General features: G+C 40.0%; 9 protein-coding genes and 1 other annotated feature. Of the genes, 1 reads left to right on the forward strand and 8 read right to left on the reverse strand.

The window, feature by feature from the left end:
• Positions 1-314: 314 nt before the first annotated feature.
• The 7 genes from rpoC to rplK all read right to left on the reverse strand — a co-directional run bounded on the left by rpoC (position 315) and on the right by rplK (position 11523).
• On the reverse strand, positions 315-4175 hold the full coding sequence (rpoC, locus tag EUBDOL_RS02950; protein ID WP_004798305.1) for a DNA-directed RNA polymerase subunit beta': 3861 nt from the start codon (positions 4173-4175) through the stop codon (positions 315-317).
• 3 nt (positions 4176-4178) lie between these two features.
• Positions 4179-8357 (reverse strand): DNA-directed RNA polymerase subunit beta, encoded by a 4179-nt coding sequence (gene rpoB, locus EUBDOL_RS02955; RefSeq protein ID WP_040462975.1) that lies wholly within the window; start codon positions 8355-8357, stop codon positions 4179-4181.
• Positions 8358-8592: 235 nt separating this feature from the next.
• Positions 8593-9189 carry a class I SAM-dependent methyltransferase gene (locus EUBDOL_RS02960; RefSeq protein ID WP_004798309.1) on the reverse strand — a complete coding sequence of 199 codons (597 nt, stop codon included), beginning with the start codon at positions 9187-9189 and terminating at the stop codon, positions 8593-8595.
• A gap of 73 nt (positions 9190-9262) precedes the next feature.
• Positions 9263-9637 (reverse strand): 50S ribosomal protein L7/L12, encoded by a 375-nt coding sequence (rplL, locus tag EUBDOL_RS02965; RefSeq protein WP_004798311.1) that lies wholly within the window; start codon positions 9635-9637, stop codon positions 9263-9265.
• A gap of 35 nt (positions 9638-9672) precedes the next feature.
• Positions 9673-10194: a 50S ribosomal protein L10 gene (gene rplJ, locus EUBDOL_RS02970; protein ID WP_004798312.1), complete on the reverse strand. Its 522-nt coding sequence runs from the start codon at positions 10192-10194 to the stop codon at positions 9673-9675.
• A 41-nt stretch (positions 10195-10235) separates the two neighbouring features.
• Positions 10236-10366: a sequence feature (ribosomal protein L10 leader region), on the reverse strand.
• Positions 10367-10398: 32 nt separating this feature from the next.
• Positions 10399-11085, reverse strand: coding sequence for a 50S ribosomal protein L1 (rplA, locus tag EUBDOL_RS02975; protein ID WP_004798314.1), 687 nt, complete (start codon positions 11083-11085; stop codon positions 10399-10401).
• 21 nt (positions 11086-11106) lie between these two features.
• Positions 11107-11523 (reverse strand): 50S ribosomal protein L11, encoded by a 417-nt coding sequence (rplK, locus tag EUBDOL_RS02980; RefSeq protein ID WP_004798316.1) that lies wholly within the window; start codon positions 11521-11523, stop codon positions 11107-11109.
• Between the two features lie 549 nt (positions 11524-12072).
• On the opposite strand from rplK, the gene EUBDOL_RS02985 reads away from it, so the two are divergent.
• On the forward strand, positions 12073-12357 hold the full coding sequence (locus EUBDOL_RS02985; RefSeq protein ID WP_022420142.1) for a hypothetical protein: 285 nt from the start codon (positions 12073-12075) through the stop codon (positions 12355-12357).
• A gap of 126 nt (positions 12358-12483) precedes the next feature.
• Here the strand turns inward: EUBDOL_RS02985 and EUBDOL_RS02990 are convergent, their stop codons facing one another.
• Complete coding sequence (locus tag EUBDOL_RS02990; protein ID WP_004798321.1) at positions 12484-14175, reverse strand: hypothetical protein; 1692 nt, start codon at positions 14173-14175, stop codon at positions 12484-12486.
• Positions 14176-14300 lie beyond the last annotated feature (125 nt).

Raw genomic sequence — 14300 nt, forward strand, 5'->3', positions numbered from 1 at the left:
TAAATTTTACAAATTTCTCTTTATAAAATCATATTTTTTTAAAAAAACACCAATTATGATCGATTTTTTATTATATTTCATTACATTTTTTTGTAACTCTCAATAGGGATTTTTAATATCACCATTCAATTTTTATCAATATCTTTTATTTTCTTAATAAAGTGCTTAAGATACACTGTTAAAAATTAACTTATTTCGCTTTTTCAAATCATTTATTATATGCTCATTTTAAAATTTTCTTCTATTTTTCCTTAAATTATTTCGTTTTCCATATAAAGAAAAGAGCAGTCAATATATGACTACTCTCATCTATGCTATTCTACAGCTTCTGAACTGCTGTTATCCTCACCAGCAAGTTCATCATTTTCAATAATTTCTTTGACGATCTCACTAGTCATACGATCTGTACTAGGTACGTATCCCATAAAGACATGATCCTCTTCTTTATGGTTTCTTTCTTCACGAAGCGCCTTCAATTCATTTGCTTTTGCTTCAACGATTGCATTCATCGGACGACTTTCTCCAACACCGGTTCCGGCAGGAATCATCTTACCGATGATAACATTTTCCTTCAGACCAATTAGGTAGTCCTTCTTGCCCTTGATAGCAGCATCGGTTAATACCTTTGTAGTTTCCTGGAAGGAAGCAGCGGATAAGAAGGAATCCGTTTCAACAGATGCCTTAGAAATACCTAGCAATACAGGCTTAAAGGTAGCAGGAGTTTTCCCACTTAACAATGCCTGACGGTTGATTTTTGTGATTTCTGTTAAAGATACCTGTACTCCGGCATTCAAATGTGTGTCATTGCCTTCTAATACAACTACCTTACGAAGCATTTGACGAATCATAACCTCAATATGCTTATCGGAAATTTCGATACCTTGGCTTTGGTATACCTTTTTAACTTCCTTTAAGATATAGTTCTGTACCTGTCGAACTCCGGCTACCTTTAATAATTCTTTTGGATCTACCGGACCTTCGGTAATTTTATCACCGGCTTCAACATTAGCTCCGATCTTCATCCATGGACGAATTGCCTGTGCCAATGTTACTTTGTGAACGATACTTTCTTTATCATTGGATACAGTTACTTCATATCCTGTTTCTACCTGTTCAATAGCAGTAATTTCACCGGAAATCTGCGCTAATACAGCAACACCCTTTGGACAGCGTGCTTCAAATAGCTCCTCGACACGAGGAAGACCTTGGGTAATATCTCCACCATCTGCACTCGCAACACCGCCGGTGTGGAAAGTACGCATGGTTAGCTGAGTACCTGGTTCTCCGATAGATTGAGCAGCCATAATACCGACAGCTTCTCCGACTTCAACATCTTTGCCGGTTGCCATATTACGCCCGTAGCATTTTTTACATATACCGTAAATTGATTTACATGTAAATGCACTTCGGATATACATTCCTTCAATACCGCTATCCTCAATCTTTTTAGCAATTGCTTCTGTGATAAATTCATCGGATTCGATGATCAATTCACCTGTTTTCGGATTTACAACCTCTTGCTTGCTGTAACGTCCGACTAAGCGATCGTATAAGCTTTCGATAATCGTATTTGTTTTACGATCAACGATTGCTTCAACCCAATAGCCTTTATCTGTTCCACAATCATCTTGTTTGATGATAACATCTTGCGCAACATCAACAAGACGACGTGTCAAATAACCAGATTCGGCTGTTTTCAATGCGGTATCGGTTAGACCTTTACGCACACCATGGGTGGAAATAAAGAACTCGGATACATTTAGACCTTCACGGAAGCAGGAGTAAATAGGAACCTCTATGATAGATGGAACATACTCACCCTTAGCAGATTTGGACTGACTTGGTTTAGCCATCAATCCACGCATACCTGCCAGCTGTGTAAAGTTTGATGTATTACCACGGGCACCTGAGCGTGCCATCATGTTGATTGGATTTTTGCGTGGAAGGCTGCCTAACAGCTCTTCGGCGATATCGTCTTTGACATCTGCCCAAAGTTTGTTTAAGTGGCGCTCCCATTCCTGCATGGTAAGCTTACCTTTATTACGTAAACGTTTCAATTCTTCGGCTTTTTCTTTACCGTATTCCACATGCTCATCTTTATGAGGTGCAACTTCGATATCGGCTAGAGATACCGTTACACCGGCTACGGTTGAATAACGGAATCCCATATCCTTGATTTCATCTAGGATTTCGCTTGTTTTTTCAGTGCTGTAACGTTTAAAGATTTCACCGATGATCTTTCCTAAATCCTTCTTTTTAAAGGCTGGAGTAATTGGAAGATTACGAATAGCTTCCTTTACATCTTTCCCCATCTCTAAGAAATATTTATCCGGAGTTGCACTAAAGTTTTCATTGCTGACCTCATTTAAGAATGGGAAATCTTCTGGGAACATGTTGTTGAAGATAATCTTCCCTACGGTCGTCAATAAATATTTATTTTGTTGTGCTTCACTGAAGCTTGTTTTATGCAATGCTCTTGCCGGAATAGCTACACGAGAATGCAAGTGGATCTGGTTAGTTTCATAAGCCATCAATACCTCATTGATACTACCATACACATGCCCTTCGTTATCTCCGTAACGATTCCAACTTGCGGCTTCCTTCGGACAATCTACCGCCATATAGCGATCTGCTTCCTGATGGAATTCCTCTGCGGTTTCTTCCATTGTCAAGTAGAAGTTACCCATAACCATATCCTGCCCCGGCGTAACGATTGGTTTACCGTCCTTTGGACCTAGGATATTGTTACTGCCAAGCATCATAACAAGGGCTTCGGCTCTTGCTTCTTCGCTCAATGGTACGTGGACAGCCATCTGATCCCCATCAAAGTCGGCGTTGAATGCCGTACATACAAGTGGGTGCAGACGCATTGCACGTCCTTCTACCAATTTCGGTTTAAACGCTTGAATACCTAAACGGTGCAGTGTCGGTGCACGGTTCATCAGCACCGGATAACCGTCAATAACACTCTCGACAATATCCCAAATTCTTGAATCTTGACGATCAATTAGCTTTTCTGCTGTTTTCGGATTGCTGGCAATCTCACGATTTACAATTTCATTGATAACAAATGGTTTAAATAGCTGAATTGCCATCTCACGTGGCAGACCACATTGATACATTTTCAAATCCGGTCCAACCGCGATAACTGAACGTCCTGAGAAGTCCACACGCTTACCAAGCAGGTTCTGACGGAAACGTCCCTGTTTACCCTTAAGTGAGTGAGATAGGGATTTTAATGCTCGTCCTCCGGCTCCGGTAATCGGTTTTGAACGACGTCCGTTATCAATCAATGCATCAACTGCTTCCTGCAACATACGTTTTTCGTTTTGCACGATAATCGCAGGTGTTCCTAGCTCCAACAGCTTCTTTAAACGATTGTTACGAGTGATAACACGACGATATAAATCATTTAGATCACTTGTCGCAAAACGCCCGCCATCCAGCTGAAGCATTGGTCGCAAATCAGGTGGTATAACCGGAATAGCAGTCATGATCATCCATTCCGGTTTATTGTCAGAATGACGGAAGGCTTCTACAGTGTCCAAGCGCTTGATCAGCTTCTTGCGTTTTTCTCCCTGTGCACCTTCTAAAGCAGCCTGGATTTTGGTAAATTCCGCTTCCAGATCCACTTCCTCAAGTAATGTCAAGGCTGCTTCAGCTCCTGTTTTGGCAGTGAAGCTTCCAGGACCGTAAATAGCTACATTTTCACGATATTCACGTTCAGACAATACTTGCTTATATTCCAACTTTGTATCCTTAGGATCCGTAACGATCCAAGATACGAAATAAATTACTTCCTCGAGCTGCTTTGGTGTAACATCTAGTAACAGTGCCATACGGCTTGGGATACCACGCAGATACCAGATGTGTGCAACCGGTGCTGCTAATTCGATATGTCCCATACGTTCACGACGAACGCTTGATTTTGTAATCTCTACACCACAGCGATCACAAACAACGCCCTTATAACGTACCTTTTTGTATTTACCGCAATAGCATTCCCAGTCCTTGCTTGGACCGAAAATTCTTTCACAGAACAGACCATCACGTTCTGGTTTCTGTGAGCGATAGTTAATTGTTTCCGGTTTCTTTACTTCTCCATGACTCCACTCATGAATTCTTTCCGGAGAAGCCAGACCTACCTGAATTGAGGCAAAATTATTAACACTCATCGACTACGCCTCCTCTTCGTTCATATCATCAAGAGCGATTGCTTCTTCATCAAAAGAATCGAAGTCCTCGCTTTCTTCATCTTCTACTATTTCCGTTGGTTCTTCGACAACAACATCGCTAAGTTCTTCTTCAGCTACCGCGGTAGTGTCAAGAATCGGCGGAAGTGCAGTGGTTTCTGTTGAATCATCTTTATTGATATCAACTTCTTCACCGTTTTCATCTAGCATTTTTACATCAATTGCAAGTGCTTGAAGCTCGTGCTTCAATACACGGAAGGATTCCGGAATACCTGCTTCCGGTATATCTTTCCCTTTGATGATTGCTTCGTATGTTTTTGTACGACCGACGATATCATCGGATTTTACAGTCAAGATTTCCTGTAATGTATGTGCAGCACCGTAAGCCTCTAGTGCCCAAACCTCCATCTCACCGAATCGCTGACCACCATTTTGTGCTTTACCACCAAGTGGCTGCTGTGTAACAAGAGAATAAGGTCCAGTTGCACGTGCATGCAGCTTATCGTCAACCATGTGCGCAAGCTTGATCATATACATGACACCAACTGAAATACGCTCATCGAATGGTTCACCGGTGCGTCCATCATACAACACCTGTTTTCCATCACTGGTCATGTTTGCTTCCTTCATAATATCGCTTAATTCGGCATTGTTGATACCATCGAATACCGGAGTAGAGAATTTTACTCCTAATTTCTTTGCGGCATATCCTAAGTGGATTTCCAATACCTGTCCGATGTTCATACGAGAAGGCACACCAAATGGGTTCAGCATGATATCAACCGGTGTTCCATCTGGCATATAAGGCATATCCTCTACCGGTAAAATCTTAGAGATAACACCCTTATTACCATGACGACCGGCCATCTTATCACCTTCGGAAATCTTACGTTTCTGAACGATGTATACTTTTACGGTTTCATTGACTCCAGGAGGAAGATCGTGTCCCTCACTACGTTTGAATACACGAATAGAATGTACGATACCGGCACCACCATGTGGAACCTTCAAGGAGTTATCACGTACCTCACGTGATTTCTCACCGAAGATTGCCAACAATAGCTTCTCTTCCGGAGAAATCTCACTTTGTCCCTTCGGTGTTACCTTACCTACAAGGATATCCCCTTCCATAACCTCAGCACCGACCATGATAATACCACGGCTATCTAGGTTACGGCAGGCATTTTCACTGACATTAGGAATATCACGTGTAATTTCTTCAGGGCCAAGCTTTGTTTCACGACAATCAATGTCATATTCTTCAATATGCACAGAGGTATATACGTCATCACGTACCAAGCGTTCGGACATGATGATAGCATCTTCATAGTTATAACCATACCAAGTCATGTACGCAATCGTTACGTTTTGACCAAGAGCAAGCTCACCGTTTTCCATAGAAGGTCCATCGGCAAGAATATCTCCTTTTTCAATTCTTTCGCCTTTCGCAACGATTGGCTTTTGGTTGATATTCGTTCCGTTGTTAGAGCGTTGGAATTTACGTAAGCGATACTCGCGATTTCCTTCTGCTTCACTTACTACGATGCGTTGTGAATCTACATATTGTACTATACCATCTTCTTTCGCAACGATACCGACACCGGAATCCTTGGCGATCTTATACTCGATACCGGTTCCGACAAACGGTGAATGTGGTTGCAATAACGGTACTGCCTGACGCTGCATGTTTGCACCCATTAGGGCACGGGAAGCATCGTCATTTTCCAAGAACGGTACGCAGGCTGTTGCGACAGATACGATCTGTTTCGGGCTGACGTCGGCAAGCTCTACTTTATCACGATGAGCGATGATAGTATCTCCGCCTTTACGTGCTACGACACGCTCGTTAATCAAGCGTCCGTTTACAACCTCGTTCGCCTGTGCGATTACATAATCCGCTTCTTCGTCAGCAGATAGATAAATAGTCTTATCTTCTACCGTTCCATCTGGCTCAACGATACGATACGGTGTTTGAATAAATCCGTATTCATTGATTTTTCCATAACTTGTCAAATTGGAAATCAAACCGATGTTTGGACCTTCCGGTGTCTCAATCGGACAAATACGACCATAGTGAGAGCTGTGAACATCTCGAACTTCAAAGCCGGCACGATCACGTGTCAAACCACCCGGTCCTAAAGCTGAAATACGGCGCTTATTCGTAAGCTCTGCAAGTGGATTTTGCTGATCCATGAACTGTGATAGCTGAGAGCTTGAGAAGAATTCTTTAATCGCTGCGGTAAGCGGACGGATATTGGTCAATTTCTTAGGTGTTAAAGTCGCAACCTCTGCAATTGACATACGCTCTTTAACAACACGTTCCATACGACTTAAACCGATGCGGAATTGGTTTTGGATCAATTCGCCCACGCTGCGGATACGACGATTTCCCAACATATCGATATCATCGGTTTCTCCTACTCCCTCCATCACATTTAGGTTATAGGAATAGAATGCATACATATCGGAAATGGTAATGGTATGCTTGTTGGCATACGGATCATTCCCCATAATTTTTACAACATTTTCATTTTCATCACGTACAAGGATCTCCTGTACAGCGGCACCGACAAGCCATGCAAATACATCAGCATTGTTGTGTACCTTTTCTTTGATTTCACTCATTGCCACAGAGCTTAAAGCATCTGGTTTTACACGTGGCGTATAGCCCTCTACGTACAAATCACCATCTTCATCAACAAGATCGCTACCATTTGCATCTGTTAAACGTCCTAAAGCATACAAGCGCTGTCCGTAATTTAAAACGGCATTGACATTTGTTCCTGTAAGCTGAACCTTCTTCGCAATAATACCGCCATGAACATAGATGCGTTCAACCTCACCCTGTAAAGCTTCTACATCTTGTTCGCTAAGTATCGTTCCTTCGAATAGTGTTATATCGCCCATTTCCACGTCCTGTGCAAGCACACGTCCGATCAATCCTAAACGATTGGATACCGGTACGCTAACACTATCCGGGTGATTAAACAACGGATTGAAAGGGAAAGCATTTACATACATACCCTTTGCCAGCTCTCCGCGAAGTACATTACGTTCATCACGGTTAATCATTTTTCCGCTTTCCATGAATACACCACTGCCATCAGCAGCCATAATATCCTGTGCCAGACGATGTCTGTCAATACGATTGATCGCATTCAGCTTCTTTGTAAGCTTATAACGTCCAGCCTTTGTTAAATCATAACGGCGTGGATCAAAAAACTTCGCATTCATCAACGTAATGGAACCATCTAACGTAGGAATTTCATCTGAACGCTGATTTTCATAAATGGATAGTAGGGCCTCTTGCGTTGTTTTGACCTTATCGCTTAACAATGTATTTTCGATTTCCTCGTATTTTCCGAAGAAAGATGTATATAATGTCAAATAAAGATTCATGAATTCACGATCTTCATCATCAATCGCAACATCATCTACTAAATTACGTCCCATTGCCTGTAAGAAGGTCTTGATCTGTGTCGTATCATGAGCGTCCTCGCTGCGATCCAAATCCACAGACATACCGATTGCCTTAAACAATACACTTGAGAGCATCTTACGCTTACGGTCGATGCTAACGTTTAAAACACGCCCTGTAGACGTTTTTTTCAATTCTGTTAAAAATTCTAACCATGTACCTCTGCTTGGGATCAGTTCACAAGCATAAGATATTTTTCCGGTCTTTTCTTCATAACCCGTAGAAAAGTATGCACCCGGAGAACGCACAATCTGCGAAACAATAACTCGTTCCGCTCCATTGATAATAAAGGTACCGGTTTCCGTCATCATCGGAAAATCACCTAGGAAAACATCTTCCCATTTATTGATGACCTCACCAGTCGTATTGTCCGTGATTTCCAACTCCATTTTCGCTTTTAGCGGAGCTGCAAAGTTACATTCACGAAACATAGATTCTTCCGCATTGAACTTCGGTTCTCCGAATTCATATCCGCTGAATTTTAACTTGATATTTCCACCATAGTTTTGAATCGGATAGATTTCGTTAAAAACCTCTTCAATCCCATAATCCTTGAACCATGCAAAAGAGTCCGTCTGTATTTCTACCAGATTAGGAAGCTCCAAGTCGCCACTCACTTTTGAGTAGTCTCTTCGCTGTGCCTTTTTACCGGAAGCGACGATACGATAAGGCTGTTTTTTGTCCATGTACGCCATCCTTTCTTTCTATTTTTTTTACTAAAATGAGGCATAAAATGCCATTTTAACAGTTTAGTATTATGCAATTTATTATAATATCAATCAAATAGCAAATTGTCAATCTTTTTTAAAAAACTTCAAGCATTCTATCGATATTGATTTTTCATACTTACGTTATATCCCCCTTAGATGTACATATATTTTTATGATTATACGATAATGAAACATATTATCGAGGGGATACTTATTTTATAGCCTTCAAAATATAATAACCGGAATCACGCTTAATGATTTCGCAGTTACCAAATACATCTTTAATTTTTTTCACAGCACTTGGTGCTCCTTGTTGTTTACGAATAACAACCCAAAGCTTACCTCCAAGTTCCAAATGCTGATATGCTTCTTCAAACATTGTGTAAATAACCGCCTTTCCGGCACGAATCGGCGGATTGGTAATAATATCAGAGTAGCTTTCTTGATGTAGATCCTCATAAATATTCGACACATGAACATCAGCCTCAAGCTGATTTCGACAAATGTTTTCCTTCGCCAACTGCACCGCTCTGGGATTTACATCTATCATTTCAAAAGCCTTTGTCGGATAGATTTTTTTCAAAACAACCCCAACCGGTCCATATCCACAGCCCAAATCCAAAACTCTTTCACCAAGCTCTTCTCTTTCGCAAATCGTCTTTAACAGTACTTGTGTTCCATAGTCAATAGCTTCCTTAGAAAACACTCCGTTATCTGTAATAAAAGAATAATCAAAACACCAAAACCGGAAAGTTATCTCCTTCCGGTTTTCTTTTAAATGACGATTATCTGTAAAATAGTGTTCCATGTTTTACACCGCCTTTAATGGTAACAAAAAGCCTTTCGGCTTTTTGTTGATTGTATAAATTTATTTGTGTGAATTACTTAACTTCAACAGAAGCACCAGCGTCCATCAATTTCTTCTTGATTTCTTCTGCTTCAGCAGCTGGTACGTTTTCCTTGATTACACTTGGAACTTTGTCAACTAGACCCTTAGCATCAACTAGACCTAAACCAGTGATTTCACGTACTGCCTTGATAACAGCAACTTTTGTTCCACCAACATCAGTCAATGTTACAGTTACTTCAGCGTTAGCAGCATCAGCAGCTGAATCATCAGCAACAGCAGCAACAGCAACTGGTGCAGCAGCAGTTACATCAAATTTTTCTTCAATTGCTTTTACTAAGTCGTTAAGTTCTAAGATTGTAGCTTCTTCTAAGTAAGCTAGAATTTCTTCATGAGTTAATTTTGCCATTTTCTTAATCCTCCTATTTAATTTAATTCCACTGATTATTCAGCAGCAGGTGCTTCTTCCTGTGCACCTTCTTCTCTTGCATCAGCAACTGCTTTTACAACACATGCGAATGAACGCACTGGTGATTGTAAGCAGCTTAACAGCATAGATAACATACCTTCGCGGTTTGGTAATCCAGCTAATTCCTTGATTGTGTCAAGACCAACAACTTTTCCCTCTACAATACCGCTCTTCAATACTAGCTTATCGTGATCCTTAGCGAATTTTGATAAGATGCGTGCAGGTGCAACTGCATCTCCACCGAATGCGATAGCGTTAGGTCCAACTAGGTCTTTTACAAGCTCGTCAGCACCGATTTCTTCTGCAGCACGCTGAGCCAAAGAGTTCTTATACACTTTAAATTCAACGCCTTCTGCGCGAAGATTACGACGAAGCTCGGTTACTTCCGCAACACTCAATCCACGATATTCAACCAATACAGTTGATTGTGCTTCTTTCATCTTTCCAGCGATTTCAGATACAACCGCTTTTTTGCTGTCGATGATTGCCTGGTTCATAACTTCACACCTCCTAAATTTATATGTAACAATATACCTTCAAGAGTATAAAAACACTCGCATACTAATAGACAGCATACGAGTGTAAAGTACGTTTATATTCGTATCTCTAACCTCGGTAACATGATTAAGCTTATGCCGTTACTGTCTATGGTATATTGATAACATTGATATTCTAAATGCTTCTTAACAATTTGTCAATGCTTATTTTTCTACAGCAACATGGATTCCAGGACCCATTGTTGTAGAAATTACTAGGTTCTTAATATACGTACCCTTTACTGCAGCCGGACGAGCCTTAGCAATTGCATTGTAGATCGTTCTGAAGTTTTCCGCAAGCTTTTCTTCTTCAAAGCTTACCTTACCAATCATAACATTGATATTTCCTTCTTTATCTACACGGTATTCAACCTTACCTTTTTTGATATCTTCTACCGCTTTCGCAACGTCCATTGTTACAGTTCCGGTCTTAGGGTTTGGCATCAAACCTTTAGGTCCTAATACACGACCTAATTTACCAAGTTCACCCATCATATTTGGAGTCGCAACGATTACGTCGAAATCGAACCAACCTTTTGCGATCTGATCCAACAATTCTTTTCCACCGACAAAATCTGCACCGGCATCTTTTGCTTCCTGTTCCTTAGGTCCCTGAGCAATAACACAAACCTTCTGTGTTTTACCTGTACCGTTTGGAAGAACGATAGCACCACGAATCTGCTGATCGGCATGACGTGGATCTACATTCAATTTGAAGCTAACTTCAACAGATGCATCAAATTTTGCTGTATTTGTTTCTTTCGCTAATTTTACTGCTTCATCTACTGGATACAATTTGGAGCGATCAATCTTTTGAGCGGCTTCCATGTATTTCTTTCCGAATTTTGCCATGTCTTAATACCCTCGCCTTTCTTATTCCATACCTTCTACTTTTACGCCCATGTTTCTAGCTGTACCTGCGATAATACGCATAGCAGCCTCAACATCGTTCGCATTTAAGTCAGGCATTTTGTACTCAGCGATTTCACGACACTGATCAGCAGTAATAGTAGCACAGATTTCTTTCTGATTACTAGATGCTTTCTTCACTCCAGCAGCCTTTTTGATTAAAATTGATGCTGGTGTTGTTTTTAATACGAAGTCAAAGCTCTTATCTTCGTATGCAGTAATGATAACTGGCACCATATCTCCTGCACGATCCTTAGTAGCATCATTAAATGCTGTACAGAACTGTGGCATATTAATACCTGCAGATGCTAGTGCTGGTCCCGGTTTAGCCCCTCCTGCTGGGAACTGTAATTTACAAACTTTTGCAACTTTTTTACTCACAAGACACACCTCCTATAATTTGTTGTCTTATGCAGTGGTTGATGAAGGTGCTGCACCTTCTCCCACGCATGTGAAAATACCACGAATCAAGTGGCACTTCCATATTCTAATACACGTAGCACATAAATGCAACATTTTTATTTGAGTTTCGCCATTTTTTAAAGTTTTTTCTAACGCAACTCAAAAATCATTAGAAATAAATTCAATATATACCATATATCCTTTCACATAAATATATCAATACGCAGCTAAGATCATACATTAGCTGATACATAGTTCAGACAGTACCTATTCCTTTCTGTATCTTAAGAATTCTTCGCCTATAAGTAAATGCTGCACATGATAAAATATACATAGGCAAGAACAAGTTGTGAAAGGAGGGAAAGCTTTATAAATTTCTTTGATATATCATCACACATAGACAAGCTATGTGGCAAAAGAAGCTAAAAAAAGACGGTTTCTTTTTATGTTTGCGTGATGGATTTCTTCTCACAATCCCATATCTTATAATTTATTTTACGTTATAAATTGCGTAGGAAAGGAGCTTTTATGCTAACAATTAACCATTTATTCTTAATGATCAATATACTACTGCTTATAATCGCTGTCTTTATTATGTTTTCTGCCCATAACAAAGCAAATCTGCTACTTGAATTTCTTTTGCTTGCCACAAGCACCATCTGTATGATTCTTGGTGGCTATCTTGCAGATGAAGGCTTGCTCACTTTGTCCTATATGCCGATGTTGTTATTCTTGGTTCAAGTCATCATATTCATTGCCAATCTTGTATGGTTTGCTTATGAACACCGTCAAAAGGACGTAACCTATTCTTAAAAGCCTAGCGCTTTCTTTGTAATCTTTCGTTAGAATAAGCATTAAAAAGAGATTCCCTATATGGCCATTTGATTCTACCATATTTGAAATCTCTTTTTTATTCCTCTGTTATCGAGGTTTACCGATTCACTTTACACTTTTTTCTTCTTCAATTGATTTGATCGTTTTCACACCGTCCGCATCAATATATCGAATTTTCAAGGTGTCGCCTGCTTTTAAGAAAGCCAACTGATTTTCATATTTCGTTGAGAAGGCTATTTTATAAGCATTTCCATCATCAGCTAAAATATAATACAGTGTATTGCCTTCGACATTCAATCGTTGCACATCGCTCACTTTAATTGTAGCACTCTTCAAGCTTTCTTCACTGATTTCATCGCTTGTACCTAAAACATTCAATGTTTTCTTCACTAAGGCGTCTAAGCCCTCATCACTATAGACCGTTGCGACCTTTTGATAGTCAGTTGCGGAAACCGTCGCATACATTTTAATTAAACCGTTATCCTTTAAAGACATTAAATACACCGGATTGCCTTTAATATTGATTAACAATGGGAAGGTTGATTGATAACCATAGTTTTTCACTTCCGATTCCGCACTCTTCATCGCACTTGTTTCATTCGCACCGGCTGTTTTAATACGCATTGCTTCATGAGTTCGCATATTCACCAAAACAAAGCCGATATTGGATTCATCTGCGTTGGCTGACGTAATACCGGTATACAACCAGATATCGCCGTCCTTTTCCAAATAGTTATACCCTTCACTGGTAACAATCACACCGTCTTGTCCGATAACAGAGTTAAAGAAACCGTTTTTTAAACTTCCATTATCATCAAGCTCTTGTACAATCATACTTTCCGGATACACACGATCAGCCCATTTCGGTATTTTCCCAGCATCATATTTTTTGCTTTTTCCGGTAATCGGATCAAGGAAGATAGCTCCTGTAACCTTTTTCTTATTCCCTACTCCCTTGTATGTATAGGTCGTACAAATATACCAAGGGTGTCCCTTTTCATCAATCTCAAAAGATGGAGAACCGAAAATCTCAAATGGATAGGAGAAACGTAAATGACGTGTTAATTTCTTATTGAAATAAGCAGACGGTACATATTTCATACCATCAAGTCCTAGATCTTTAAGCTTTACCAGCTTTGTCTTTCCGTTGGTGCTATCTACTGTAATATATGCCGGAATACCTTCCTTACGGTTTTTAAAATATTTAATAAAGCCATTATAGGTTAACGGTGTTACACGGTACACGCTATCCTTATAAGAAATCTGCGTATATTCATTGCTTACATCAAATTGTGAAACCCACTCCGTCATATTCCCCATTACCTTATCACCAAGACGAACAGAGGAATCCCGATCAATAATCGGTGTTTTGGTAAAATCAACCTCCGGAATTTCATTAAATCCAACATCTTTTACATCAATACGCTGTGCATATTCCTTTGCGTGTAAAAGTCTGGAGGAAAGCGCAAAACTAACAAACGGAAATAAAAAGATAACTACCAAAACAACAATGCATAGTTTATTAACCTTTGCCCAAAGCTGATCCTCTTTCGTTAGATGCACTTGCTGCATACGATTGCGATGAAACAGATTATTTACGAAGTTATCTCCGTTTAATTGAATATTACGCTTTGCAAAAGAATATAAAATCAAGATTACCAATGCCGGACCTAGCGTAAAAACAGCAAACTCCCAAAACTCAGGTGCATGCCAGTTCATTGGCGGAAGAATGATATAATACGCTATGGCTACTGCCAATATATAAAATACAACAAAGAATCGACTTACTTTTTTCATATAGCTACCTCATTTCATTCAATGTAGTCATGATACCATATTCACTCTCTTTCGTACAGAGAAATATCGTTAGCCCACGCTGCACTGAACCTCACTTTAAAATCAAATTTTGAAAACATTGCATA

The organism is Amedibacillus dolichus DSM 3991, from assembly GCF_000154285.1.
Classification (GTDB): Bacteria; Bacillota_I; Bacilli_A; order Erysipelotrichales; family Erysipelotrichaceae; genus Amedibacillus; species Amedibacillus dolichus.